Below are 24,818 nucleotides of genomic sequence, written 5' to 3'. Positions count from 1 at the left end.
GGGACTTAAGTGCGTGAACATGAGCGCAAAACTTTATCCTGAGAGCTTGAGCCTTAAGCCGGACTTTCGCTTTTGTAATGAGCATCGGGTTTGTATGATGGATCAATCACTTGCTTGTGAAGCATTTACAAGCATCTCCACCAATTTGATCCGGTGCCGCTCCTTGCGCTTCACGATGAAGGTCAGCGGGCCGTAAGTTAGCTTCTGCCCAACTCTTAATTCTGAGTTCCGATGAATGAGCCAGCCGCCAATCGTATCTGCTTCATCATCATCAAAGGCAACCTGCACGAGCTGTGTCACATGAACAAGCGGCGTTATGCCATCCATTAGATAGCGCCCTTCAGTAAGCTTCGTAATTTCACGCACCTCGTCTTCATCGAATTCGTCCCGAATCTCGCCTACAATTTCTTCAAGAATATCTTCGATGGTGATGAGTCCCGCCGTCCCGCCATATTCATCCAATAGCACCGCCATATGCAGGTGTTCTCGCTGCATCCGTCGAAGCACAGTCTTGATAGGCGCGGTCTCCGGCAGCATGAGCACAGGACGGATGACGCGCTCCCACGGATAATCGAGCTGATGATCGGCTTCTAGAAACAGCTGCTTCGTATTGATCATGCCGATAATCTGATCCTTGTTGTCCCTTGCGACAGGGAAGCGGGTATACTGCTCGCGTCGCACGGTGCGCCAGATGTCTTGGAGCGATCGGTCCGCATATAGACAGACCATGGCTGTTCTTGGCACCATGATTTCCTTAGCGGACAGTTCATCGAAGCTGAAGATTCGATTGACATAGCCGTATTCCGTATTGGTAATCTCGCCGCTCGCGAGACTGTTGCTCAGAATAAGCCGAATTTCTTCTTCGGTATGTGCCTGATCATGGATGCGCTCGGGATGGAAGCCAAGCAGTCTCGCAAGGGCGTTGGCGGATTCATTCAGCAGCCAGATGAATGGGAAAAGAATGCGGTAAAACCAAATGATCGGTACGGCAAAGCGCAGCGCCATCGCTTCTGCATGGACCAAGGCGACGGTCTTCGGCAGGAGTTCGCCGACGACAACGGATATATAAGTAATGACGCTGAAGCCGATAATGAACGACAATAGATGCATCACCGCGCCGGACAGGCCAACGAGCGTTAATAGCGGTGCAAACAGTTGAACGAACGTAGGCTCGCCGAGCCATCCAAGACCAAGCGATGCGATCGTAATGCCGAGCTGACAGGCGGACAAGTATTCATTCATATGGGTGGTGACCTTCTTGACGGCTAAGGCATGCGGAACGCCTTCATCCACAAGCTGATTGACGCGGCTTGGGCGAAGCTTAACGATTGCAAATTCCGTCGCGACAAAGAAAGCGGTCATGGCAATAAGAAACAGAACGAACAGCAGCTTCCACAGGATCGCGCCCACCTCCAATTGGAGCAGTAATAAGATCATGACTGGGTCCGGTGCTGCAAGGGAGCTATGGACAATCATGGCTTTCATTGTTTTCATATAGGTTGTGTAATGAGGGAGGCTTTATCCTTGCGGCTGTGTTAACAAAAGTTGCTAAAGTTTGTACAATAGAAGAAATGAATTCGTAGAAAGGCAAGTGTGATGTCATGAGCATAGAAGCGCAAGAAGGCGAAGATCAATGGCCATATAAGCGCAAGGACATTGATCTGTCAGACAATGTGAAGGTTATCGGCTGGGAGCATCATGCAGGTGGAGGAATCATCTATCAGATTCAGGTCCCGGTCCCCAATGCACTGCGCTGGGTGAATGCTTATGCCCTCTATACAGAGGGAAAAGGATATACCATCATTGACCCTGGCATGAGAACAGTCGAAGCGGAGCAAGCTTGGGCAGAGGTGTATCATGCATTGGATATAAGCGGCCAGAGGATAGAGCAGATCATCCTAACGCATTATCACCCGGATCATCTTGGACTGGCAGGCTGGATGCAAGAACAGCATCGTTGCCCTGTTTATTTGTCAAAAGTCGGGTACGATCATGCTTCTCGAATGTGGGGAAAGAATCGCACCATGAGTACAGCGATGGGGGAACTGTTCACGCTCCATGGAGCGCCTGTGGAGACGCTTATGCAAATCTATGGCCATATGGAGAGCTTTGTTGCGCAAGTCACGCCGCTTCCGGCCATCTCATGGCTGGAGGAAGGCGACCAGCTGTTCTTCGCTGAAGGGCAGTGGCAGGCTATTGAAACTCATGGCCATGCGCCGGGTCATATGGCGTTATGGAATGCTGAGCTTGGCACATTGATTGCAGGTGATCATGTGCTGCCGCGCATTACGCCTAATGTAAGCTTTTTGCCGGATAGCGATCCCGAGCCGCTTCATTCCTTCATGGAAGGCCTTGATCGGCTTCATCAGCTGCCGGTCACCTTTGCTTTTCCTGGACATCGATATCCCTTTGCCCATTTTCATGCTCGAATTGAGTATTTGCTTCAGCATCATGAGGAGCGGCTGCTGTCCTTTATGGAGGAACTCCATTTGCCAACAACTGCTTATGCGCTTTGTGCAAGCACATTTGGTGTTCCGCCTCAGTTGTCCGTTCACGAGTTCCGATTTGCGATGGGAGAGACGCTTGCTCATCTGATCGAGCTGCGGCGAAGAGGGTTGATTCAGGAAAGGGAATGGGATGGTGTCAGGCAGTGGCAGATCCTGTAGAGCCTGTAGATGACGCTGGATTCCATCAATCCAAGCAGGTCGTTCTTAGGAGAGGGAGAACGTCAAGCCTTATTCCCAATGCTGCTTGAATGTAGTTAGCAAAGAGCTGCATATCGAGGAGTGAGGCATATTGTGTGTGCTCCTTTTCTTGCTTGCGTTATCTAGCAGTACAGTTTGTTTTTTGCATGATAAAAGGACCATTGCTGCCAATGCCGCAATGGTCCCTTTTCATATCAAGCCATGTCTCGTGAATAACGAATTCACGAATTGCAGGCTTTGCCATAACTTATCTGCAAACCGTCTTCAAGCATCGTTGAAAGCTGTTCATATCAGCTCTCGTACCCCAGCATGAGGTGCTCTTACTTGTCATTCATCTCTTCTTCAAAATGCGCCTGCTTGCGGTGAGCGATACGGCTGCTTGCCGCGGCTGCAATCGCACCGACAATATCATCAAGGAACGTATGGATATTGCCATCAGTCTTATCATTAAGATCTTTAAGGATGCCAGGCTTCAATTTGTCTACATAACCATAGTTGGTGAAGCCGATGCTGCCATATACGTTCACGATGGAGAAAGCAAGCACCTCATCGACTCCGTACAGGCCTTCATCATGCTCAATCATATCCTGAAGCGCGGGTATCAGCTGCTTCTGTTCTGCGAGAATGTCTAACTGTATGCCAGTGAGCACTGCGTTGTGCACTTCGCGCTTACGCAGCACCTGCTCTACATTATGTATGCAGAATTCCATCGTTAGATCAGGGAAATATTTTTGCTGCAGAAACATGACGAGCTCTGCAATCTGCTCTACGGTAACGCCTCGCTTGCGAAGCCATTCTCTAGTTGCTGCTTCCACCTTTTCACTGTCTAGGCTGTATGGCTTTTTGTTCTCTTCTGTCATAAGCTCATCACCTCACTAAGAATATTAATGAAATCATACTCTATTATTGTACATGATTCGCAGGAACTAATCACACCTGCCTCATCCGTCCTCAGAAAAGCCGCAAAAAAAGAGGGACAAAGTCGTCATGTTTTCAAAGACAGGCTCGTATACATAGGACAACAGGTGACGAGACAAGCGTCGTCCGCATGACTGTTACCAACCATCTTCAAGGAGGCTGAAGAATAAAGATGAAGAACACGTCCTACTCAAAACCACGCCGCAACCGACTGCGAATCGGTGTATTGGCTTGTACGCTCGTACTAACGGCAGGTCTTACTGCATGCGGAGGCGAGAGCGCTATTGATCAACCTCCACAAGACATTGAAGATCAAATGCTACGTGCGGTCGATGGCCAATCGATAACCACAATCAATACGAGCGGTGAACAAATTGATGGCAATGAGGCATCAAATGCGAACTTGACCGTATATTTGAAGGATCGCCACGGCTATCTGGCTCCTGTGTCGTACCAATGGGGAGATAAGGATCCAGAAGGGCTCGCCAACGCAGCACTGTCCTTGCTGACAGAAGGCAGCACAGAGTCTGGAAGATTGCCAACAGGCTTCAAGGCGACACTTCCTAAGGGCACTCAGGTGAAAAATATGACCTTCAATCCTGAGCAGAAGCTGGTAGTGGTAGAGCTCTCCAAGGAATTCGCCAATTATGCGCCAGAAGATGAGCGAAGCGTGATGGAATCCTTGACCTGGACGCTGACCTCGCTTCCAGATGTGGAGCAGGTTCAGCTGTGGATGGATTCAAAGAAGCTAAGCGAGATGCCTGTAGGTCATACTCCGCTTGATGCGAATATGACGAGACATGCGGGCATCAACTTGGAAAAAGACGAAACGGTGAGCTATTATCGCTCTATGCCGGTTCAGCTGTACTTTACTTCCTTGACTGAGGAAGGTAAAACTTACTACATCCCGATCACACGCCTCGTCGAGCCATCGGATGATACCGTCACAGCGACCATCAATGAGCTGATTGAAGGGCCGCACAATCTGAAGGCGATGTCAATGGTCGCCACAGATCAAACGAAAGTGACCAGCGTGGAGCACAAGGAGAATGGCGAGCTTGTGGTTCATATGAGCGACCCGATGTTCGAGGAAGGGGACAAGGTTCCGGCAGATCTGCTCAAATCCGTCATCTTCTCCTTGACAGAATTAGGCGATGTGGATCAGATCCAGATCACGATGAATGGCAAGACGGATATCCAAGGAACAGATGACATAGACTATTCGAAGCCGGTGACACGCCCTGCGATGAACCCAATGATTAAGGGCTGACAACATACATGAGGCTGATTTGACAAGCGCAATATGTGCAGGAAGGGCACACCTATTCTCCGACGAAAGATGCTTTTCGCTTCTGACTTTGGTAGAATAGGTGATGTTCATTTTATAAGCGGATTGGAAATCTAGGAGGAACAACCATGAGAAGCAACGGACGCAAGGCGGAGGATATCCGGCCTACTACGATCATTACAAATACGAACAAATTTGCAGAAGGTTCGGTCACGATTGAAGTTGGAGATACGAAGGTCATTTGTACCGCAACAGTAGATGAGAAAGTGCCCCCTTTTATGAAAGGCCAAGGAAAGGGCTGGATTACAGCAGAATATTCGATGCTTCCACGCGCTACGCAGACACGCAATCAGCGTGAAGCGGCTAGAGGCAAGCTCACTGGACGCACGATGGAGATTCAGCGTCTTATTGGACGCAGCCTTCGTTCAGTGGTGGATCTTCATGCACTTGGCGAACGAACCATCACCCTTGATTGCGATGTCATTCAAGCGGACGGCGGCACGCGCACAGCATCCATTACGGGGTCCTTTGTGGCGATGACGATGGCTATACATAAGATTGCAGAGCAGCACAAGCTCGCTGTATTTCCGATCACTGACTTCCTCGCTGCGGTGAGTGTCGGCGTTGTGCAAGAAGAGCCGGTATGTGATTTGAACTACGAAGAGGATTCACAGGCTAAGGTGGACATGAATGTCATTATGACAGGCAGCGGCAAATTCGTCGAAGTTCAAGGCACTGGCGAGGAATCACCGTTTACAAGAGATGAGCTGAATCAACTGCTTGCGCTTGGCGAGCAAGGCGTGAAGCAGCTGGTGGAGCTGCAGCGCAGCGCGCTTGGAGCGGTTGCGAACAAGATTGATGCACGCGTAAGCAAGGAGGCTTAATCATGCCGATTAGCGGAGATACGGTATTCGTCGCAACACGCAATGCTGGCAAGCTGCGTGAATTCCAACTCGCCTTCTCCTCGCTCGGCTTAAAGGTAAAGAGCCTGGCTGACTTTCCAGACATTCCAGACGTTGTAGAGGATGGAGACACCTTTTTGGATAATGCGCTGAAAAAGGCTAAGACGGTCGCAGAAGCCCTGCAAGTGCCTGTGCTGGCAGATGATTCCGGTCTATGTGTAGATCGGCTGAATGGGGCGCCTGGCGTCTATTCCGCACGTTATGCCGGTGAGCATGGCAACGATCAGGCCAACAACGAGAAGCTGCTGCAGGAGCTGAAGAAGCTGCCGGCATGGGATACCACGTCTCAGAGCCAGACAGAGCGCATTTCAGAACATTGGCTGAGCCCTGCTCAGTTCGTATGCTCCCTTGTGCTGTACGATCCAAAGACGAAGCAGGCTTATGAGGCAATGGGCACAGTGGAAGGGTTTATTACGGATCATCCTAGAGGGGAGAATGGCTTCGGCTATGATCCATTATTCTATGTGCCGGCATATGATTGCACGATGGCACAGCTAAGCGCAGAGGAGAAGCAGCGGATTAGTCATCGCGGGCGTGCGCTGGATGTATTGCAGGCCAGATTATCTTCTTCCGCATTTTCTGAGTAAACCACTAGACATTTAAGAAATAATTGGATATTGTTATAAGAAAGACACCTTGCAAGGCAATCTTTGTACAGGTGTCTTTTTTATAACTACAAACGATATTCACATAGGACGGGGAGGTAGCAATCATCATGAGTAATCATCCTAACACGTACGACTTAGAGACACTGGCCATACATGCTGGCCAAGAGGTTGATCCAGTAACACTATCACGCGCAGTTCCTTTGTATCAGACCACATCCTACGCATTCCGTGATGCGGATCATGCCGCTAACTTGTTTGCCCTGAAGGAATTCGGCAACATCTATACGCGCTTAATGAATCCGACGACGGATGTATTTGAGAAGCGCGTGGCTGCGCTGGAAGGCGGAGTAGGCGCACTGGCAACGGCTTCTGGCCAAGCGGCGATTACGTACGCGATCTTGAATATCGCAGGAGCAGGAGATGAGATTGTATCTGCCTCATCGTTGTACGGAGGAACGTACAATTTGCTCTCCACTACACTTGCAAAGCTCGGCATCAAGACTCATTTTGTCGATGCATCGGATCCGGAGAACTTCCGCAAAGCCATCACGCCGGCTACCAAGGCGCTGTATGCGGAGACGGTGGGCAACCCTAAGGGAGATGTGCTTGATATTGAAGCGGTAGCGAAGATTGCTCATGAGAACGGAATCCCGTTGATCGTGGATAATACCTTCCCGAGTCCATACCTGCTTCGTCCAATTGAGCACGGAGCGGATATCGTGGTGCATTCGGCAACGAAATTCATTGGCGGCCACGGCACATCGATTGGCGGTGTCATTGTAGATGGAGGCAAATTCGACTGGGCGGCAAATGACAAATTCCCGGGACTCACAGAGCCCGATCCAAGCTATCATGGCGTGGTCTATGCGGATGCGGTAGGTCCGATTGCGTATATTATCAAGGCGCGGGTGCAGCTGCTTCGCGATATGGGTGCTGCTATTTCCCCGTTCAATGCCTTCTTGCTTCTGCAAGGGCTTGAGACGCTGCATCTTCGTATGGAGCGTCACAGCGAGAATGCGCTCAAGGTGGCGCAGTTCCTAGAGCAGCATGATGCTGTGCAATCAGTAAGCTATTCCGGCTTAGCCAGCCATCCTTCATACGAGCTGGCGAAGAAGTACCTGCCGAATGGTCAAGGTGCCATTATGACCTTTGAGGTCAAGGGCGGTGTTGAGGCTGGACGCAAGCTGATCGAGAATGTGAAGCTGTTCTCTCATCTGGCGAACGTGGGTGATTCCAAATCCTTGATCATCCATCCTGCGAGCACAACGCATCAACAGCTTGAAGAAGCTGAGCAGCTGTCCGCAGGCGTAGGGCCGGGCATGATTCGCTTGTCGATTGGAACGGAATCGGCCAAGGATATTATTGCAGATCTTGACCAGGCGCTGCGTGCAAGTCAGGCTTAGTACTCATCCTTTAGTTCAATTAAGAAGACGCCTCTCTAAGGGAAATAGTATCCCGTAGCAGAGGCGTCTTTTATGTTCATACGCGAAGTGGAGGCGAAGCTCCGTCCAGGTCGGCAATTGATGCATGCTGATTCTTAAAGCGTGACTTTTACCTTGTAATGGGTAAGCCACCAATCTATTTGAAGCAAATAAGCGAATAGCTGCGGGCCAGACATGAGCTGGCCGAACCACGGCAGGTTCGAGCTTGCTTCTTCGGACTGGGCGATCTCGCGAATGCGAGCGGCATCAATAAATTGATGCAGCGGTGAAGATGAATCATCCAAGCGTTCCAACGCCATCGCCCTAACCGCATTCAGATAGTTCGGGTTATGCGTCTTTGGATAAGGACTCTTTTTCCGATACAGCACATCGTGCGGCAGCAGCCCCTCCAAGGCTTTGCGCAGCAGCCCTTTTTCTCGATTGCCATAGGTTTTGATCTCCCATGGAATGTTAAATACATACTGAACGAGCCGGTGATCGGTGTAAGGTACCCGCACCTCAAGCCCTGCACCCATGCTCATGCGATCTTTGCGATCAAGCAGAGTAGGCATGAATCGGGTAATATTCAGGTAAGACATCACCCTCATTTTTCTGGCCTGAGCATCTTCTCCAGGAAGATGGGGCACCTCCGCTATGGCTTCCTGATAGCGATCTGCAACATATTCGTCCGCATGAATTGCTGCTGCAAGCTCTGGTCTCAAGAGGCTCTTGCGAAGGGGGACGGCAAGCGCCCATGGGAAGGTATTGGCATTAAGCGCCTCCTCCCGATGGAACCAAGGGTATCCTCCAAATACTTCATCAGCCGCTTCTCCAGATAGGGCAACCGTCGCTCCTTTTTTAATTTCATGGCAAAATAAGTATAAGGAACCATCAATATCGGTCATGCCGGGCAAATCCCGCACAAAAACCGCATCCTTTAAGGACTGAACAAGCTCAGGCGTATCAAAGGTTATGGCGTGATGATTCGTGCCGAGTTCTTCAACCATCCGCTCAATCCAAGGCGCATCGGCATTCGGCTGGAAGCTGTGGGCTTTGAAGTGCTTGTCGTTATCGACGTAATCGACCGAATACGTATTCACCTGACCGAGACCACGCTTATTATAATGGCGCACCGTCAGTGCAGTCAGCGCGCTTGAATCGAGCCCTCCAGAGAGCAGCGTGCACACCGGAACGTCAGAGATCAGCTGGCGCTCTACGGTGTCAATGAGCAGCTCACGAACGGTCTTGGCCGTCTCATCCGCGTTCTCCTCATGCTCCTCGCTCTGAAGCTTCCAGTAGCAGGTAATGCAGAGACCACTCTGATCAAATGTCAAGAGGTGACCCGGTCGAAGTTCCTTCATTTGCTTATACACGCCGTGGCCTGGCGTCCGCGCAGGCCCGACCAGAAAGATCTCGGCCAAGCCCTCTGCGCCTATCTCAGGCTCGACGTCAGGGTGCTTCAGAATCGCTTTAGGCTCGGAGCCAAACAAGAAGACTCCTTCATCCGCTTGGTAGAAGAGCGGCTTTACGCCTAAGCGATCACGTCCCATATAGAGCTTATGTTCCGCTTCCACCCATATGGCAAAGGCAAAAATGCCATTGAAGCGCTCCACACAGCTTTCTCTCCATTCTATAAAGGAGACAAGCAGGACTTCCGTATCACAGGTGGTCTTGAAGGTATGTCCTCTCGAGATAAGCTCTTGCCTAAGCTCAGGGGCATTATACAGCTCTCCATTGTAGACAAGCGCATAGGTGCCGCTCTCATGCTGCTTAATCATTGGCTGCGCGCCGTTCTCGGGATCGATGACGGACAGCCTGCGATGGCCAAGCGCACAAGAGCCCGAGATCCAGGTTCCCTTGGCATCAGGTCCGCGAGCGGTGAGTGTAGCTGTCATCTGTTCTATAATGGAGGAGCTGTCACGAAGATCCTGATGATAATCAATCCAACCAGTTATTCCACACATGTAGGTTTCATCCCTCTTTCGCTCCGGTATCCCCGAAGGTTGATGCGCGGGGGTAAAACGAGATAATAACATGGGTATGCACGAGGGCGTATAAAATGTATGTCCACCTAGAAATCAACCAAAAAAAGACATAGGTAAGGACAGCTTGTTGAATGCAAAAATGCCCGCAAGTTATCCGTTCACTTGCGGGCATCGTTTCTTGTACTTATTATATAATCGTCTCAAATCGCGTACATGCCTCATGAAGGTTGAAGCACTTTCCTTGTTTTGTACACGATCTTATAGATGCTGTCTCGAGACAGATGATAGTGATTGGCCAACTCATCAATAGATGTTCCTTTGGCATAGCGTTCGTAGATCTCGCGATTGCGTCGTTCGAGGCTCTGTCTTGTTCCGTTCAGATCGCCCCATCCTGCACGCACGCTGTCGTCCTCGCGAGGAATATAGATCAGTTCACTTTGAACGTATTTTTGAATCTCCTGAAGCAGGCTAGCCGGAAGTACATCCTTTCCATTTATATAACCCATAGAGGCCCTCCTTGATTTCGCGCATATTCCGAATAAACGAGTTACGAATACGATTAGTGTCCATGTTCAACATGTGACAGCCTCCTTTCTGTAAAATGTGTATGTGTTTCCTCTTTATGCTACAACGAAATGACAAAACAGACAATGCTGTAAATTATATGAACATCAGCAAGCTCGTCAACAAGCTGACCGAAGCTGCTGGTATAGGTTATTCTTAGGGGCAATGTTTCTTGCCTGATTCCATGTTAGATAAGAATCATTTTATTGAAGCACCATCTAGGATGGCTAATCCGGTATAAGAGGGGCGTTATCGCAAGCAAGATGATTGCGCATTCAAGCAAGCCACTTCTTCTTATATGATCAAAAAGGGGAGAGAGGTGTCTCAACTCTCTCCCCACTGCAGGATTTCCGCTTACGCGGAAATCACCTCGTTATAAAATTGAATCACTTCAATCAGCTCCTTTCACATGGATTAGCCGGCGTACTTCCATTTAATCACGCTCATGAGCAGGGAACAATGGAGAGAATCATTACATTTATTCTTACCAATTGGATACGCTATAGGTGTAAGGAGGGAGACGATGAAGAAGCAGAGGATGTATGTATCTATTGCTGATCGTACGATACTTTCGGCTCCAGATCAAGCTGCATCTCTTGAAGTGATGGTCAATGATGAAGAACTTCAGACGCTGTATCGGCAGCTTGGTCAACTTGCAGATGCGGACGATGATGCATTGTTCGAGGAATTTGCCCTACTTCATTTTAAACCATTAGATGAAATAAACGCCCCTTATCAAGCAAGGCTGGATGAACTGTATCAGTCGATCTACCGCTGTGGAACAGCGGGAACAAGACAGGTGATCGCAGCAATGGATGAAGGGATAAGCAGGATGGAGGAAGCCTAATGCTGGAGATTCAAGCCGCCCATGTACGAGGCGTGGAACAGATTAACGGAAGAGCCTGTGCTGAAGTGGAAGTCATCCCATTCGACTCCAATATGGGAAGCTTTACCGTATATGTGGCGAAGGTGCCTAACGGTGGCTACGAGATTGTTGAGACAAGGACCTATCAGACCTCCAATCAGGATAGCGGTGCTTATGACAACAATATGGGGCAGGTCTTATCTGCTTCTTTTGGAGAAGAGATGGCAGGCATCGATTTTGGTGCAGAATGGCAGGCAAAGGCGTACTTTCTGGATAATTTGCTGGGCTGTGCCGAGGTGTGCAATGCCTTAGATAAGCAGCTTGGTGAATAATCGCGCGTTCATAAAGGAATGAAGGATCAGATAGGAAGGCATAGCAATGATTATATCTACACAAGGAGACGGTATACATGACAGAAAAATTCAAGCAGAACAAAGGAAATAAGTATGCGCATCAGCAGAAGCATGCCGAAGCGGTTGTAACTAAAAACCTGAAGCACCCAGGGGAAAAAAATCCATGGGAAAGCGGCCGGCGTTAATCATATTGGCTTAAAAAAGGACGAAGACCCCGCTCTCCATGTGAGTATGGTCAACGTCCTTTTTAGTTTCTCTTTCAAACCCTATTGCCTACCATGCGCTGCTCGTATTCTCCTGCAGCACCTTAATTCCCATAATAATGTTCCAGATGAACAAGATCAGGCTTAGCAATCCGAATATGACAAACAAGGCAATGCCAACAAATACATTTTGAATGAAAAACACACCTGACATGAAAAAGATGATTGCCAGAACTAAAAATACCGTTGGCACGATATGAGACAGCAGTGCGCTCTTGGCATGGCGGGCGACATAGCGATCATTGGTGATAATCCAGAGTACAAGCGGAATCAAAATCGGTGCAAAAAAGATGCTGAAATAGCTTAATGAAGCAAGAATATTGCGTGTGTTCATCGGTAATCCTCCTCGAACAGTCTTTACTTAAGTATTACCCTCTTTTCAGCATTTTGGTTTCATCAGAAATGAAAAGTGCTTGTATTGTGATTTATGCATTATGCTCTGGCTGTACGCCTTGCGATATAATACCTGTAACTTCAATCAAAACATGTTCTAGGGGTGGAACACGTTGCATGAGAAGCAAAAGTATCAGATTATTATGCAGGGAATTACGAGTAAAAATGTGGCGCAGACGTGCAAAGAGCATAATATCTCGCGATCGATCTATTACAAGTGGTATAGGGCGTACAAGAGCCAAGGGATGGAAGGGCTTGCGGAGAAGGAACGCTCCAAGCCGAACATGCCGAATCAAGTAGATAAGCGAACAGAGAGGGAGATTCTAAATTATGTGAGACAGTTTCCGGAGGACGGGCCGAAGCGAATCTTCTTCCAACTGCAGGATGAAGGCATACAGGTAGGGGAGTCGGGTATCTACAATGTACTAAGGCGCAATGGGTTAAGCAGGCGGGAGCAGCGCGAGTCTTATGCTGAGAAATGTCGGATGAAGCGGCGGTTCTCTGGAGACGATAAGCGCAATGTTTTCAGCCAGAAGCGGGAAGCGCTTTCCTTGGATGGCAAGCTTGATCGGATGCAGAACGAGAAACACATGAGGAATTCAAAGAATCTAAAAAATCTAAAGAATTTAAAGAAACTAAATGACCTGAAATATGGTCATCCCGGGTATGTATGTCAGCAGAGCATTACGTATTTGGGAACGTTTCCGAAGATCGGCAGGGTGTATCAGTATGCAATCTATGATGTGTATTCCAGATTAGGGATTGTGAAGCTGTACAGCCGTAAGGCTGCCATTCACATTATGGACTTCATGCAGTTTAAGATTATTCCGCTCATGAAGACGTTCAACTTCAAGATCGAAGTTCTCGTTACGAACCAGAGTCGGGAATTCACAACCAACTGGGAACGGGGAAGTCATATGTACAGTGACTTTTTACATCAGAACGGCATTCAACAGGTTACCTATACAGCAGGAACGAAAGAAGTATTCGAGCCGCTGCATGCTTTTTTGGTTGGATTGACCGAGGAGTTCTATGAGAAGGCATGGACGGATGATTCGATCGAATCCTTTGAAATGCTGGAGACGCGGTTAGTTCAATACATGCGGCATTACAATTTTAATCGGGTTATTTCAGACGGACCTCACCAAGGAAAAGTACCAGCGGATGTTGTGCTTGCCTATACCGGTCAACAAGAGGACATGCCGCTGTGGCTATTTACAAGGAGATAAGGAACCATGTCATTCGTGAACGCGGAACAGGCGATTGGTATTCAGGATATGGGTAGGCACAAGATTGGGATTATCGGCGCAGGAATATCTGGTGTGGCTGTTGCGCATGAGCTTAGCAGCAAGGGATATAAAAATATTACAATTCTCGAAAAAGAAGATCGGGTAGGCGGCAAGTGCCACACGATTGAATATAAAGGCAAAACGTATGAGATGGGAACGTTAATGGGCTTGCCTTCTTACAAGAATACGATGGAGCTGATGAAGCGATTTGGCCTTACGGATGCAGGCCCGCTGTTGGAACGAGGGTTCTTCAGTATGGAAGGGAACAGGACATCTCAGATTCCCATCCAGCAGGCAGAAAGATTCGCACAGGAATTCAAACGTCTGCCGCAGCTGCTCAGCCGATATGAGTGTCTGAAGGAACCGGGCTTTCTTCATCTCTCTGAAGAGCTGTGCCAGCCATTCTCTGCATGGTGTGATCAGCATGAGTTCGTGATTATGAAGCAGGTGTTTATGCATTATTTCAGTACGTTTGGATTTGGTTGTGTTGATGATGTGCCTGCCGCATATGTATTAAAATTTTTGAGTTATGATAATTTATTATCCTTTATTGAGATCACTCACATGATTACTTGGCCCAAAGGGGCACATGAGCTGATTAAGCGAATGGCGGATCAGGTTGAAGATCTTCGGCTTACTTGCGAGGTATATCGGATAGAGCAGGAAGCGGGCGGCAAGGTGCGCGTGGAGACCAGTCAAGGTGTGTTTTATTTTGATCGTGTTATTTATACAGGTTCAATGCGCCTTCTTCATCAGATTATGCCTTTGCCGCTTGAGGATAAGCAGCTGCTGGAGCAGATTATCTATGAACGGTTTCGAGTATATGCTTACAGAGTGGAGGGAATTCCTGCGCTCTCTGGCTACATTCCAGGCAATATGAGTGCGGAGCGCAAAGGCCATATGATGGCTTGGTACTATCGCTGGGCAGATAGGGGGGATACGGATCTCGTCACGGTATATGTGGTGGAAAATGAAGAGATGAGCGACTTCGAGATGAGAGAGCATGTTGAGAATCAGCTGCGCAAGCTAGGAGGAACCCGCATTCAATTCTATATGATGAAACGCTGGGAACACTGCCCTCATGTGAATGCTTCCGCGCTGCGCAACGGGTTCTATGAACGGCTTGATCAGATGCAGGGAAGGGACGGTATTTATTATGCTGGAGAGATTATGAACTTCCCTACGCTTGAGAATTGCATTATATACGCGAAGCATGTAGTTGATAGATTCTATTCATGAAGCCCGTTCATATTGGATGAACAATGCATTTGCCTTGTTGACAACGGATAATGTTGTCGGCAGGGCATTATTTTACTTTCGAGATTGGTTTACAGATTGGAAGAGGCATTGCACGAAGTTTTTCTTGCGTTCATCTAATAATGAGGGGCGGTGAAATGGACATCTTAACGGCTTGATCTGGAGTAAAAAGCAGGTTTATCGCTCCTCATACAGCTTGAATGCTTATTTTTGTGCGCATGTTGGTGAGTCTCATTGGACTAGATTGAATACATATCGCAGCTGGTGCTGTGCTGCTTGGTGTGCACATCACTCGACATAAGAGTTTAAAAACGTTGATATAACAAGGTTTTTGCTAATTTGATCGTCCTGATTCCATCTTATACATTGGAGGTGAGCTAACCAGAAGATAACTACGTAACAAGGGGAGGGTTACATATGTTTTTATTTGAATCCATACCGTGGTATTCCGCATTGATGTGGGTTGTTGTACTTATTGCTCTGATGTTTTTTAATGAAGTTACTCGCAGAAGCAAGTGGGCTGGAATTGCTATTTTCTTAGTATTGCCGTTCGTGCTCACCGTTGCCGTATGGCCAGAAACGGCTGGCGAAGGCTCCAGCACAGGCACTTGGTTCCACTGGGTCAAGGTTTACTCGGCATTAGCGGGATGTCTTGGATTTATGGCGATTCGTTATGTAAAAGGATGGGGCACCAACAAGTATCTATTAATGTTCCCGCCGATTATATTGGCTATTAACATTATGGAAGCGGTCATTCGTGATTTCCAAGTATACAGTCTGAACGGCATGATTGATGGCGTCATGATGATTGGCGGACCTTGGAACATTATGAATGGAATCGCTGGTATTTTGAATATTATTACGATCTCAGGGTGGATGGGAATCGTTATTAGTAAGGATAAGTACAAAGATATGGTGTGGCCGGACATGCTCTGGTTCTGGATCATTGCTTATGACCTGTGGAACTTCGCTTATGTCTACAACTGCGTATCTGACCATGCCTTCTATGCAGGTGCTGCCTTGCTTATTTCCTGTACGATTCCAGCATTCTTCATAAAGAAAGGCGCTTGGCTGCAGCATCGTGCTCATACTTTGGCACTCTGGATGATGTTCACCATGACATTCCCTGCCTTCGTAGGTGATTCGAAGTTCGCAGTTGATTCCTCTCATAACGAGACAGCATTATGGGTGGTAAGCGCACTGGCGCTGGCAGCGAACATTGCGGTATTTATCTATCATATTTATAAAATATCCAAACACAAGCGCAATCCGCTTAAAGTGGAAGTATATTCGGATTTGGCTGCTTATAAAGTGATTGCGCAGAGCAATAAATAGTTAGCTGGCTAATCTAGTATCTAGTATCTTTACAGAAGTAAACGTTTACTATGATTGCGGTTCGTTCAAAGTGGATATAGAACTTCACATGCTGGATAAGATGGTTGGGTAGGTCCAACTATCTTATCCAGTATTTTTATTTAGGCGTTAGCCAGTTGGGTGCGCGAAAAGCTCGAAACACAAAACTACTCGCTATGCAGCTTTGAACTAGTTAGTACAGCGGATAAGCTGAAACAGTCAGAAAGAACAGACGTACAGGTGATGACAGAAATTAATCCGTTGCTTGACCAATCAAAAGATTGATCTCATTAGCAGATCTGATAGATGCTTATATTGAGACGCTCACATCAAATCGTTCGTGAAAAATTAACATTACCGTTGTAAACGCGCGTTCACAAACTTGTTTTTCTTCGTTATAATGGAGATATCTGGAGGGGCATCATGCTCCTTATATGTAGAGTTGTAAGCGTATGCCAACTGAATATCATACCGCAAGAGTGAGGAGTGGGAAATCATGAGTATCAATCAATTTCCAGTAGACTTTATGTGGGGAACCGCGACTGCCGCTTATCAGATCGAAGGCGCGTACAATGAAGATGGGAGAGGCATGTCCATATGGGATACCTTCTCGCACACGCCAGGCAAGGTGAAGAATGGAGACAATGGGAATGTTGCTTGTGACAGCTATCATCGGGTAGAGGAGGATATTCGACTGCTGAAGGAGCTTGGCGTCAAGACCTATCGCTTCTCCATCTCATGGTCGCGCATTCTGCCTAACGGTACAGGAGCAGTCAACGAGAAGGGCTTGGCTTATTATCATCGACTGGTGGACGCTCTGATTGACAATGGAATTGAACCGTTTTGCACGCTGTATCATTGGGACTTGCCGCAGGCGATTCAAGATCAAGGAGGATGGGGCGACCGGCGCTCTATTGCTGCGTTTAAGGCATTCGCTGAGGTCATGTTTAAGGAATTCGGAGCGAAGATCAAGTATTGGATTACGTTCAATGAGCCTTGGTGCCTTGCTTTTCTCTCGAATTACTTAGGCATTCATGCGCCAGGTTATCGTGATCTTCAGCTCGCCATTGACATTAGCCATCATATTCTTGTTGCTCATGGCGAGGCTGTTAAGCGGTACCGAGAGCTGGGATTTACAGGTCAGATCGGCATTGCACCGAATACGTCATGGGGAGTTCCTTATACGCAATCCGAAGCGGACAAAGCCGCTTGCCTGCGTCTTAATGGCTGGTCCGGCGATTGGTATCTTGACCCGATCTACTTCGGCACCTATCCTGCCTTTATGCTGGAATGGTATGAGAAGATTGGCCATCAGCCTCCGATTGTCGAAGGGGATATGGAGACGATTCACCAGCCAATTGATTTCATTGGAATCAATTATTATACCTCTTCCATGAACCGCCATCATGATCAGGCGGGCATGCTGCAGGCAGAGTATATGAATATGGGGGCTGCCAGAACGGATATTGGCTGGGAGATCTACCCGGAGGGACTGTATCAGCTGCTGCGCTACACGGCAGACAAGTATGGCAATCCCGATATTTACATTACGGAAAATGGCGCCTGCTATAATGATGAGGTCGACAACGGCCGCGTATGCGACCAGCGCCGGATCGACTACTTGTCCCAGCATCTGGTGCAGGCGAGCCGGGCGATTGCGGACGGCATCAATCTGAAGGGCTATATGGCCTGGTCCCTAATGGACAACTTCGAATGGGCAGAGGGCTACGGCATGCGCTTTGGCCTTGTCCATGTGGATTTTGATACGCTTGTGCGTACGAAGAAGGACAGCTATTACTGGTATAAGCATGTGATCGCAAACAATTGGTTTGAGCTTAGATAAAGTAAGGGTTATAGCGTTGAGCAATGATGAGCAGTGATGAGGCTTTACTTCAACCCATATGTGAGATATCAAAGAGGCGTTTGACACTATGGTCAAACGCCTTTGCTTCATAAGAAATTATTCCCGTACTTGTACACCGTGTGGAATCATATCCTTGCGGCGATAGATGCTTAGCATCAGCCCGATAATCGCTAACGTTAGTACCGAGTAGGTGCCGCCATATGAAATAATCGGTGGACTAATGCCGGCTTGTGGAGCGAGACCAAAGATCATGAGAATGTTGTACACATATTGGAAGCCGATGTAGGCTGCCAGCCCAGTTATGATGGTTCTCCCATAGTTATCCTTGACTTGCTTGCTCATTCGGATGAATTGAACGATGACATAACCAATGACAACAAGGCATAGAGCACCGATAATCCAGCCAAGGGAGTGGAAGATGTAGCTGATTGCGTACTCACTATAGATAAGGGGATACTCCTGTGAGGAGTCTTGGATGCCTTGTCCCCACCAGCCGCCAGACAAAATGGCGGATCGTGAGCGTCCCAGCATGAAGCTGTAATTCTCATCTTGACTTAAAAAGGATAATATTCGATTTGTCGCTGGGCGACTGGAAAACATGAAAATGTATAAGGAGGCAACAAGGGTATGAAGCCCTGTTACAATGTAGAAGTACACCTTTGACTTCAAGCTTTTCCATAGGACTGCCAGCAGGGCGACAAGATATACCAGATAGTATGATTTTACGTTGGCTGATGAGAATAAAAATAGTGGCAGCAGCGTTATAGCCATTAAGCTGAGCGAATGCCTCCATTTTGAAGTTGATTCCTGTTGTAGGATGCCGCTGATTCCAATAAGTAATAGGATGGAATAAGCCAAGATAAGATTTATAGAGAAAGAACCAATGGCCAAATAGAGCTCTTGTCCATTCATAGTTATGATCCAAGGTTTCACAGCTGCATGGATGACAAATGGAAGCATAAACCACACCCAAGAGTATTTTTTCAGCATCCGATAATCAAGAAAGATAACAGCAAGCATGATCGCAAGCCCAATAATGGAGTAAAAAATCTTATGTGCGACTAGATTGGCATAATCCAAGCTAATTGTAGAATAATAGGAAACCGCAATTCCTAATATAACGAGTATGCCTACTGTAATGAGAAGTCCCCAGTTCATTTTTGGTCGGTGCACCTGATTGAAGCTGCGTCCGATCTCCTCTGGGTCTCCCATTTGCTGCAGGACGAGGGCCTCCACATTCTCTCTTGGACAGCCATTATCCAATGCATCCTGTACCAGCTCGTCCCAGTGCGTCAGCAGTTCATTCCTAATATCCTCATGCATGTCCTTGGCTTGGATGTGCTGGCATACGTTCGATAGATATTGATCCCTTATCGTATTCATGAATGCCTATCCCTCCCCAAGCACATGATCAACGGTTGAGCGGAATAAACGCCATTCCTGCTTTTTCTCCTGCAGCTTCTGCCGCCCTCGATCAAGCAGCTTGTAATATTTGCGTTTGCGCCCGTCTTTCATTTCCCAGTACGCCTCAATCGAGCCTTCCGACTCCAGTGCATGGAGTATCGGGTACAAGGTGCCCTCCTTAAATAAGAACAGTCCATTTGACAGACGTTCCATTTCTTTGGCCATCTCGTAGCCATACATCGGCTTCCTCTCAAGAAGGTTTAGTATCAAAATTGTTGTGCTTCCCTTCATGAGCTCCTTATTAATGGACATTGTCCTCCTCCTCAACATGAAGCTGTATTCAAATTAAATTGAGTTATACCTTTGTTTTCGATACATCGAATATCTATGTATATTATAAACACAATTTATTCCTGATGCAAATGAAGCGTTCAAGCAGGCGCGGTGCATTGCCGTTCAGGATGTTACATGGGCAATCTTTTTGCATTTCGATAAGGACAGCATCAATCCTCACTACAGGAATCATGAACATCGTGTAGAATAATAGGATGGACAGTATAATCGTATATCCATTTGTATCAAGATGGGTATGGGGCTTATAGTAGGATTAATCTAGATCGATTCGCGTAATTTTTATAGGGAAACGGGTTGTGGTCATGGATCTCGAGAAGCAAAGATTAAGCATCGAAGCAGCAAGATTGTATTATATGTCGGATTATAGCCAGATGGACATTGCGACTAAGCTGGGGGTATCGCGTCCAACGGTATCCAGGCTACTTCAATTTGCGAAGGATCAAGGATATGTGCGAATCAGCATCGTGGACCCGTTGGAGGATCTGGATGCCCTTGGCGATCAGGTGAAGCAGAGATACAATCTGGACACCGTTATCGTGGGGTATTCGCCAGTAAACGAGTATGCGGAGATCCAAAAGCATATTAGCCAAAAGGCTGCGGACTATTTGCACGAGACGGTGCAGGATACCGATATTATTGGCGTGACTTGGGGACGCACGATGCATCATGTTGCTCTTTGTCTTCAGCAAAAGGATGTTCGCGGCGTAGAGGTCGTGCAGCTGAAGGGAGGCATCAGCCATTCCCATGTTAATACGTATGCGGCTGAGACGGCTAATCTATTCGCATCCGCCTATCGGACGATTGCAAGATATTTGCCGCTGCCTGTTATCTTCGATAGCATCGAAGTCAAGCAGATGGTAGAGGAGGATCGTCATATTCGACGCATCATCCAGCTAGGCAAGCAAGCCAATATCGCGGTCTATACGATTGGGACGCTGAATGATGACGCGCTTTTGTTCCAGCTTGGCTACTTCACCGAAGATGAGAAGAAGATCTTACAGAGTACGGGAGTAGGCGATATCTGCTCACGCTTTTTCGATCAGCAGGGACAGATTTGCAGCGAGGAGATTAACAGCCGAACGGTTGGCATTGACCTTGCGGATCTGCGCGACAAGGAGAAGTCGATCCTAGTGGCAGGCGGGCAGCAGAAGGTCGAGGCGATTCGCGCGGCATTGATCGGGGAATATGCCAATATTTTAGTGACGGACCAATTTACGGCACAGGCCTTGCTGCAGGAATAGAATACGGAATGAACAAGTCTCTTGAAGGAAGCTGCGGAACCCGCGTCCTGCACTTCTTACAAGAGACTTTTTGCTGCTTAAGCCCCAATAGCAGTGAGATGAATACTGCTACATCGCGTCCTGAACATAATTTCAAAGTTGTGTTTACAAATGTTCAAGTGTCGTGTTATGATACCGATGAAACCAGTTACAACATGTTTCGAGTGAAAAGCCAATAGATTGCAAGGAGTGTGCAGCATGAATATTGCAGGTATGATTGATCACACGCTGCTTCGTGCAGATGCAACGCAAGAAGAGATCACGAAGCTGACAGCTGAAGCGAAGCAATATGGCTTTGCGTCCGTATGTGTCAATCCAGCATGGGTGTCTTACAGTAAAGAACAGCTTAGTGGCACGGACGTAAAAGTTTGTACCGTTATAGGCTTCCCTCTAGGGGCTTCCACATCAGCCGTGAAAGCTTATGAGACGCAAGATGCCATTGCCAATGGCGCAGCAGAAGTTGACATGGTTATCAACGTTGGCGAGCTGAAGGCTGGCAACGATGCATTGGTTCAGCAGGATATTGAAGCGGTCGTTAAGGCTGCATCTGGTAAAGCGATCGTAAAAGTCATTATTGAGACTTGCTTGCTAACCGATGATGAGAAGGTGCGTGCTTGCAAGCTTGCTGTACAGGCAGGAGCGGACTTTGTGAAGACCTCTACTGGATTCTCGAAGGGCGGCGCAACGAAGGAAGATGTCGCTCTGATGAAAAGTACCGTTGGCGAGCAAGCCGAAGTAAAGGCATCGGGCGGTGTTCGCAGCTTGGAAGATGTGAAGCTCATGATTGAGGCAGGAGCGACGCGCATCGGAGCAAGCTCAGGGGTAAGCATTGTGAACGGACTGACGTCCTCCTCTTCTTACTAGAATAGCGCAACCAATAAGCATCTTAAACAATACGATTAATGCTTTATATAATCATCGCTTGCTTCTGTCTCTTTCCTTTCAGGGGCAGGAGCGATCGGATGATCGAAAAGCACAACGAGTGGCGTTTGGCTCCATTCTTGTTTCATTCAATTTGTAAGCGTTAACACCCATCATCAGACAATTATTTCGTGCATCCATGAGCATGGGAGGAATAACAAATGAAATTTGCAATTGCTATTGTAGGCTTGTTGGCGGTGTTTGGGTTGACCTACATTGCAAGTAAGGATCGACGCAGCATCCGTTATCGTCCGCTGGCTCAGATGATCATCTTGCAGGCGGTGCTGGCCTTTGTGCTGCTGAATACAAGCGTCGGGGAGAAGCTCATTCGTGGATTCGCCAAAGGCTTTGAAGCGATCTTGGGATATGCGGCAGAAGGAATCAATTTCGTATTTGGCGGGATCGTAAATGATGGACAAGCGACCCAATTCTTTTTGTCGGTCTTGCTGCCCATCGTCTTCATCTCAGCTCTAATCGGAATCCTACAGTATATTAAAGTGCTTCCCTTTATTATTCGATACATTGGTCTTGGGCTCAGCAAGATAAACGGCATGGGCAAGCTAGAATCCTACAACGCGGTAGCTTCGGCCATTCTAGGACAGTCTGAAGTATTTATCTCAGTCAAAAAGCAGATCGGACTGCTGCCTGAACGCCGCCTATATACGCTGTGTGCTTCGGCTATGTCCACGGTGTCGATGTCTATCGTTGGAGCTTATATGACGATGATCGAACCGAAGTATGTCGTGACAGCACTTGTCTTGAACCTATTTGGCGGCTTTATTATCGCTTCGATTCTTAACCCGTACAAGGTGTCGAAGGAAGAGGACATTCTAGAGGTACAAGAAGAACACAAGCAATCCTTCTTTGAGATGCTTGGCGAATATATCATGGATGGCTTCAAGGTCGCTATTACGGTAGCAGCGATGCTGATCGGGTTTGTGGCTCTGATTGCCTTGATTAACGGGATATTTGACAACGTCTTCGGTATTTCGTTCCAAGAAATTCTAGGCTACATCTTTGCTCCATTTGCATTCTTGATGGGTGTGCCTTGGAAGGAAGCGATTGATGCGGGAAGCATCATGGCGACGAAGATGGTAGCCAATGAGTTTGTTGCGATGCTTGATTTGTCTGCGATGACGAAGAGCGGTGCCTTGTCTGACCGTACAATCGGTATTGTATCCGTATTTTTGGTTTCGTTTGCGAATTTCTCCTCCATCGGAATCATTTCTGGGGCTGTAAAAGGATTGAATGAGAAGCAGGGCAACACGGTTGCGCGCTTTGGCCTTCGTCTTCTCTATGGCGCCACGATGGTCAGTGTATTGTCCGCTCTGATTGCGGGATTGTTCTTGTAAAAATAGTTGCGCAAAACCGCATGATTATTCACATTTGGTGTTTTGGATTAAGAATATAAAAACGAACGGAAAGGAGTGCTTGTTGTATGGATTCATTCAAGCGCATTCATGTCATTGTAATGGACTCGGTAGGTATTGGAGAGGCTCCGGATGCAGCAGAATTCGATGATGTCGGAGCGGATACGCTCGGTCATATTGCGAAGTCGCGCGGCGGATTGAAGCTGCCGAATATGGCTCGGTTGGGGCTGTCGCATATTCGCGAGATCGATGGCGTCGAACGGACGGAACATCCTCTGGCTTACTACGGCAAGATGCAGGAGGCATCACGGGGGAAGGATACGATGACAGGGCATTGGGAGATCATGGGGCTCTACATCGATACCCCGTTTCGTGTATTTCCAGACGGCTTTCCTGATGAGCTGATCACTCGCATCGAGAGCAAGACTGGACGCAAGGTGATTGGCAACAAGCCAGCCAGCGGCACAGAAATCATGGCGGAGCTTGGCGAGGAGCAGATGAAGACAGGCGCGTTGATTGTATATACATCTGCTGATTCGGTGCTGCAGATCGCTGCTCATGAAGAGATCATTCCACTCGAAGAGCTGTACGAGATTTGCGAATACTGCCGTGAGATTACACGCGATGATCCCTATATGCTGGGACGAATCATCGCTCGGCCATTTGTTGGCGAGCCCGGGGCCTTCACCCGAACGGCGAACCGCCATGATTATGCCCTTAAGCCATTCGGACGTACCACGATGAATGAGCTCAAGGATCAAGGCTATGATGTCATTGCGCTTGGAAAAATTTCAGATATTTATGATGGGGAAGGAATTACAAAGGCCATTCGAACAAAGTCTAATCAGGATGGCATGGACAAGCTCGTGGAGACACTGGATGAGTCGTTCAACGGAATAAGCTTCCTCAACCTCGTTGACTTTGATGCGCTGTACGGCCATCGCAGAGATCCACATGGCTATGCGGAAGCGTTGGAAGCCTTCGACGCCCGCCTGCCTGAGGTGCTGGATAAGCTGCCCGATGAGGATCTGCTCATCATTACAGCAGACCATGGTAATGATCCTACCTATAAGGGCACCGATCATACACGCGAGTATGTGCCCTTGCTCGTTTACTCGCCGCGATTTGTGAATGGCGGCGCTCCGCTAGCGCTTCGTCAGACGTTTGCGGATATTGGAGCCTCGATTGCGGATAATTTTAAGATTCAGATGCCGGCTTATGGCAGCAGCTTCCTGCAGGAGCTGTCATAAGGAAGATGCAGCTCATTTAGGAATAAGAATAAAAGAAGATTTCTACTTGGAGGGATAAGTCTGAAATCCTTAGTCAACGCGCGTAGTAGAGGAAATGAGCAGGCCAAATAAGCCGTTTACACGACCAATAAATGGTAAAATATGGGTGTAT

At 47.9% G+C, this 24,818-nt stretch carries 23 protein-coding genes; 16 read left to right on the top strand and 7 right to left on the bottom strand.

The genetic code is table 11. The annotated features are described in order from the left end of the window. Positions 1-102: 102 nt before the first annotated feature. Positions 103-1,476 (bottom strand): hemolysin family protein, encoded by a 1,374-nt coding sequence (locus B9Y93_RS19960; RefSeq protein WP_244903505.1) that lies wholly within the window; start codon positions 1,474-1,476, stop codon positions 103-105. A gap of 125 nt (positions 1,477-1,601) precedes the next feature. Between B9Y93_RS19960 and B9Y93_RS19955 the strand changes: the two genes are divergently transcribed. Further along, the gene (locus B9Y93_RS19955) at positions 1,602-2,666 is read left to right on the top strand and encodes an MBL fold metallo-hydrolase (RefSeq protein WP_085497508.1); all 1,065 of its coding nucleotides are present in this window, start codon (positions 1,602-1,604) and stop codon (positions 2,664-2,666) included. 359 nt (positions 2,667-3,025) lie between these two features. Here the strand turns inward: B9Y93_RS19955 and B9Y93_RS19950 are convergent, their stop codons facing one another. Next, positions 3,026-3,565, bottom strand: a complete 540-nt coding sequence (locus tag B9Y93_RS19950) for a phosphatidylglycerophosphatase A family protein (protein ID WP_085497506.1) — start codon at positions 3,563-3,565, stop codon at positions 3,026-3,028. A 230-nt stretch (positions 3,566-3,795) separates the two neighbouring features. Here B9Y93_RS19950 and B9Y93_RS19945 point away from each other — a divergent pair, with 230 nt between their 5' ends. The 4 genes from B9Y93_RS19945 to B9Y93_RS19930 all read left to right on the top strand — a co-directional run bounded on the left by B9Y93_RS19945 (position 3,796) and on the right by B9Y93_RS19930 (position 7,884). After that, a complete protein-coding gene (locus B9Y93_RS19945) occupies positions 3,796-4,893 on the top strand; it encodes a GerMN domain-containing protein (RefSeq protein WP_085497504.1) in 1,098 nt (365 codons plus the stop codon). Between the two features lie 146 nt (positions 4,894-5,039). After that, positions 5,040-5,795, top strand: coding sequence for a ribonuclease PH (rph, locus tag B9Y93_RS19940; protein WP_085497501.1), 756 nt, complete (start codon positions 5,040-5,042; stop codon positions 5,793-5,795). Between the two features lie 2 nt (positions 5,796-5,797). Beyond that, on the top strand, positions 5,798-6,460 hold the full coding sequence (locus tag B9Y93_RS19935) for an XTP/dITP diphosphatase (protein WP_085497499.1): 663 nt from the start codon (positions 5,798-5,800) through the stop codon (positions 6,458-6,460). A gap of 128 nt (positions 6,461-6,588) precedes the next feature. Further along, the gene (locus B9Y93_RS19930) at positions 6,589-7,884 is read left to right on the top strand and encodes a homocysteine synthase (protein WP_085497497.1); all 1,296 of its coding nucleotides are present in this window, start codon (positions 6,589-6,591) and stop codon (positions 7,882-7,884) included. 134 nt (positions 7,885-8,018) lie between these two features. On the opposite strand, the gene asnB is transcribed toward B9Y93_RS19930, so the two are convergent. Both asnB and B9Y93_RS19920 read right to left on the bottom strand, forming a co-directional pair. Then, a complete protein-coding gene (gene asnB, locus B9Y93_RS19925; RefSeq protein WP_085497494.1) occupies positions 8,019-9,866 on the bottom strand; it encodes an asparagine synthase (glutamine-hydrolyzing) in 1,848 nt (615 codons plus the stop codon). Positions 9,867-10,105: 239 nt separating this feature from the next. After that, a complete protein-coding gene (locus tag B9Y93_RS19920; protein ID WP_085497491.1) occupies positions 10,106-10,393 on the bottom strand; it encodes a CD3324 family protein in 288 nt (95 codons plus the stop codon). Positions 10,394-10,974: 581 nt separating this feature from the next. Here B9Y93_RS19920 and B9Y93_RS19915 point away from each other — a divergent pair. The 3 genes from B9Y93_RS19915 to B9Y93_RS25095 all read left to right on the top strand — a co-directional run bounded on the left by B9Y93_RS19915 (position 10,975) and on the right by B9Y93_RS25095 (position 11,854). Further along, a complete protein-coding gene (locus B9Y93_RS19915) occupies positions 10,975-11,298 on the top strand; it encodes a hypothetical protein (protein WP_085497489.1) in 324 nt (107 codons plus the stop codon). Further along, positions 11,298-11,648: a hypothetical protein gene (locus tag B9Y93_RS19910; protein WP_085497486.1), complete on the top strand. Its 351-nt coding sequence runs from the start codon at positions 11,298-11,300 to the stop codon at positions 11,646-11,648. Before B9Y93_RS19915 ends, B9Y93_RS19910 begins: the two co-directional genes overlap by 1 nt. 77 nt (positions 11,649-11,725) lie before the next feature. Further along, on the top strand, positions 11,726-11,854 hold the full coding sequence (locus tag B9Y93_RS25095) for a hypothetical protein (protein ID WP_258960881.1): 129 nt from the start codon (positions 11,726-11,728) through the stop codon (positions 11,852-11,854). Between the two features lie 88 nt (positions 11,855-11,942). Here B9Y93_RS25095 and B9Y93_RS19905 read toward each other — a convergent pair whose 3' ends face one another. Further along, a complete protein-coding gene (locus tag B9Y93_RS19905; protein ID WP_085497484.1) occupies positions 11,943-12,266 on the bottom strand; it encodes a magnetosome magnetite crystal formation protein family in 324 nt (107 codons plus the stop codon). A 172-nt stretch (positions 12,267-12,438) separates the two neighbouring features. Between B9Y93_RS19905 and B9Y93_RS19900 the strand changes: the two genes are divergently transcribed. The 4 genes from B9Y93_RS19900 (at position 12,439) to B9Y93_RS19885 (ending at position 18,067) form a co-directional block, all read left to right on the top strand. After that, entirely contained in the window at positions 12,439-13,554 is a 1,116-nt protein-coding gene (locus B9Y93_RS19900) for a helix-turn-helix domain-containing protein (protein WP_085497482.1), read from the top strand. A 6-nt stretch (positions 13,555-13,560) separates the two neighbouring features. After that, positions 13,561-14,853, top strand: coding sequence for an FAD-dependent oxidoreductase (locus B9Y93_RS19895; RefSeq protein ID WP_085497480.1), 1,293 nt, complete (start codon positions 13,561-13,563; stop codon positions 14,851-14,853). Between the two features lie 435 nt (positions 14,854-15,288). Next, positions 15,289-16,206: a DUF5692 family protein gene (locus tag B9Y93_RS19890; RefSeq protein WP_085497478.1), complete on the top strand. Its 918-nt coding sequence runs from the start codon at positions 15,289-15,291 to the stop codon at positions 16,204-16,206. A 514-nt stretch (positions 16,207-16,720) separates the two neighbouring features. Beyond that, positions 16,721-18,067 carry a GH1 family beta-glucosidase gene (locus B9Y93_RS19885; RefSeq protein WP_085497475.1) on the top strand — a complete coding sequence of 449 codons (1,347 nt, stop codon included), beginning with the start codon at positions 16,721-16,723 and terminating at the stop codon, positions 18,065-18,067. A gap of 117 nt (positions 18,068-18,184) precedes the next feature. Here B9Y93_RS19885 and B9Y93_RS19880 read toward each other — a convergent pair whose 3' ends face one another. Both B9Y93_RS19880 and B9Y93_RS19875 read right to left on the bottom strand, forming a co-directional pair. Then, positions 18,185-19,471: an FtsW/RodA/SpoVE family cell cycle protein gene (locus B9Y93_RS19880; protein WP_085497472.1), complete on the bottom strand. Its 1,287-nt coding sequence runs from the start codon at positions 19,469-19,471 to the stop codon at positions 18,185-18,187. 6 nt (positions 19,472-19,477) lie between these two features. After that, positions 19,478-19,804: a PadR family transcriptional regulator gene (locus B9Y93_RS19875; RefSeq protein WP_085497470.1), complete on the bottom strand. Its 327-nt coding sequence runs from the start codon at positions 19,802-19,804 to the stop codon at positions 19,478-19,480. Positions 19,805-20,148: 344 nt separating this feature from the next. On the opposite strand from B9Y93_RS19875, the gene B9Y93_RS19870 reads away from it, so the two are divergent. From B9Y93_RS19870 to deoB, 4 genes are all read left to right on the top strand, one after another. After that, positions 20,149-21,087, top strand: a complete 939-nt coding sequence (locus B9Y93_RS19870; protein WP_085497468.1) for a DNA-binding transcriptional repressor DeoR — start codon at positions 20,149-20,151, stop codon at positions 21,085-21,087. A gap of 237 nt (positions 21,088-21,324) precedes the next feature. Further along, positions 21,325-21,990: a deoxyribose-phosphate aldolase gene (gene deoC, locus B9Y93_RS19865; protein ID WP_085497465.1), complete on the top strand. Its 666-nt coding sequence runs from the start codon at positions 21,325-21,327 to the stop codon at positions 21,988-21,990. Between the two features lie 218 nt (positions 21,991-22,208). Next, entirely contained in the window at positions 22,209-23,399 is a 1,191-nt protein-coding gene (locus B9Y93_RS19860; RefSeq protein WP_085497463.1) for a NupC/NupG family nucleoside CNT transporter, read from the top strand. A gap of 86 nt (positions 23,400-23,485) precedes the next feature. Next, positions 23,486-24,667 carry a phosphopentomutase gene (gene deoB / locus B9Y93_RS19855; protein WP_085497460.1) on the top strand — a complete coding sequence of 394 codons (1,182 nt, stop codon included), beginning with the start codon at positions 23,486-23,488 and terminating at the stop codon, positions 24,665-24,667. The last annotated feature ends 151 nt before the right edge of the window (positions 24,668-24,818 follow it).

The organism is Paenibacillus aquistagni (assembly GCF_900177815.1).
GTDB lineage: Bacteria > Bacillota > Bacilli > Paenibacillales > Paenibacillaceae > Paenibacillus_B > Paenibacillus_B aquistagni.
This window is presented reverse-complemented; position numbering and strand designations above follow the sequence as displayed.

What these genes read in the sequence shown, in the direction of transcription:
- B9Y93_RS19920 (WP_085497491.1), bottom strand. Translation starts at nt 10,393, where the DNA reads ATGGGTTATATAAATGGAAAGGATGTACTTCCGGCTAGCCTGCTTCAG.
- asnB (WP_085497494.1), bottom strand. Translation starts at nt 9,866, where the DNA reads ATGTGTGGAATAACTGGTTGGATTGATTATCATCAGGATCTTCGTGAC.
- B9Y93_RS19930 (WP_085497497.1), top strand. Translation starts at nt 6,589, where the DNA reads ATGAGTAATCATCCTAACACGTACGACTTAGAGACACTGGCCATACAT.
- B9Y93_RS19870 (WP_085497468.1), top strand. Translation starts at nt 20,149, where the DNA reads ATGGATCTCGAGAAGCAAAGATTAAGCATCGAAGCAGCAAGATTGTAT.
- B9Y93_RS19945 (WP_085497504.1), top strand. Translation starts at nt 3,796, where the DNA reads ATGAAGAACACGTCCTACTCAAAACCACGCCGCAACCGACTGCGAATC.
- deoB (WP_085497460.1), top strand. Translation starts at nt 23,486, where the DNA reads ATGGATTCATTCAAGCGCATTCATGTCATTGTAATGGACTCGGTAGGT.
- B9Y93_RS19960 (WP_244903505.1), bottom strand. Translation starts at nt 1,476, where the DNA reads ATGATTGTCCATAGCTCCCTTGCAGCACCGGACCCAGTCATGATCTTA.
- B9Y93_RS19860 (WP_085497463.1), top strand. Translation starts at nt 22,209, where the DNA reads ATGAAATTTGCAATTGCTATTGTAGGCTTGTTGGCGGTGTTTGGGTTG.
- B9Y93_RS19935 (WP_085497499.1), top strand. Translation starts at nt 5,798, where the DNA reads ATGCCGATTAGCGGAGATACGGTATTCGTCGCAACACGCAATGCTGGC.
- B9Y93_RS19915 (WP_085497489.1), top strand. Translation starts at nt 10,975, where the DNA reads ATGAAGAAGCAGAGGATGTATGTATCTATTGCTGATCGTACGATACTT.
- rph (WP_085497501.1), top strand. Translation starts at nt 5,040, where the DNA reads ATGAGAAGCAACGGACGCAAGGCGGAGGATATCCGGCCTACTACGATC.
- deoC (WP_085497465.1), top strand. Translation starts at nt 21,325, where the DNA reads ATGAATATTGCAGGTATGATTGATCACACGCTGCTTCGTGCAGATGCA.
- B9Y93_RS19910 (WP_085497486.1), top strand. Translation starts at nt 11,298, where the DNA reads ATGCTGGAGATTCAAGCCGCCCATGTACGAGGCGTGGAACAGATTAAC.
- B9Y93_RS19880 (WP_085497472.1), bottom strand. Translation starts at nt 19,471, where the DNA reads ATGAATACGATAAGGGATCAATATCTATCGAACGTATGCCAGCACATC.
- B9Y93_RS25095 (WP_258960881.1), top strand. Translation starts at nt 11,726, where the DNA reads ATGACAGAAAAATTCAAGCAGAACAAAGGAAATAAGTATGCGCATCAG.
- B9Y93_RS19905 (WP_085497484.1), bottom strand. Translation starts at nt 12,266, where the DNA reads ATGAACACACGCAATATTCTTGCTTCATTAAGCTATTTCAGCATCTTT.
- B9Y93_RS19955 (WP_085497508.1), top strand. Translation starts at nt 1,602, where the DNA reads ATGAGCATAGAAGCGCAAGAAGGCGAAGATCAATGGCCATATAAGCGC.
- B9Y93_RS19885 (WP_085497475.1), top strand. Translation starts at nt 16,721, where the DNA reads ATGAGTATCAATCAATTTCCAGTAGACTTTATGTGGGGAACCGCGACT.
- B9Y93_RS19890 (WP_085497478.1), top strand. Translation starts at nt 15,289, where the DNA reads ATGTTTTTATTTGAATCCATACCGTGGTATTCCGCATTGATGTGGGTT.
- B9Y93_RS19950 (WP_085497506.1), bottom strand. Translation starts at nt 3,565, where the DNA reads ATGACAGAAGAGAACAAAAAGCCATACAGCCTAGACAGTGAAAAGGTG.
- B9Y93_RS19875 (WP_085497470.1), bottom strand. Translation starts at nt 19,804, where the DNA reads ATGTCCATTAATAAGGAGCTCATGAAGGGAAGCACAACAATTTTGATA.
- B9Y93_RS19895 (WP_085497480.1), top strand. Translation starts at nt 13,561, where the DNA reads ATGTCATTCGTGAACGCGGAACAGGCGATTGGTATTCAGGATATGGGT.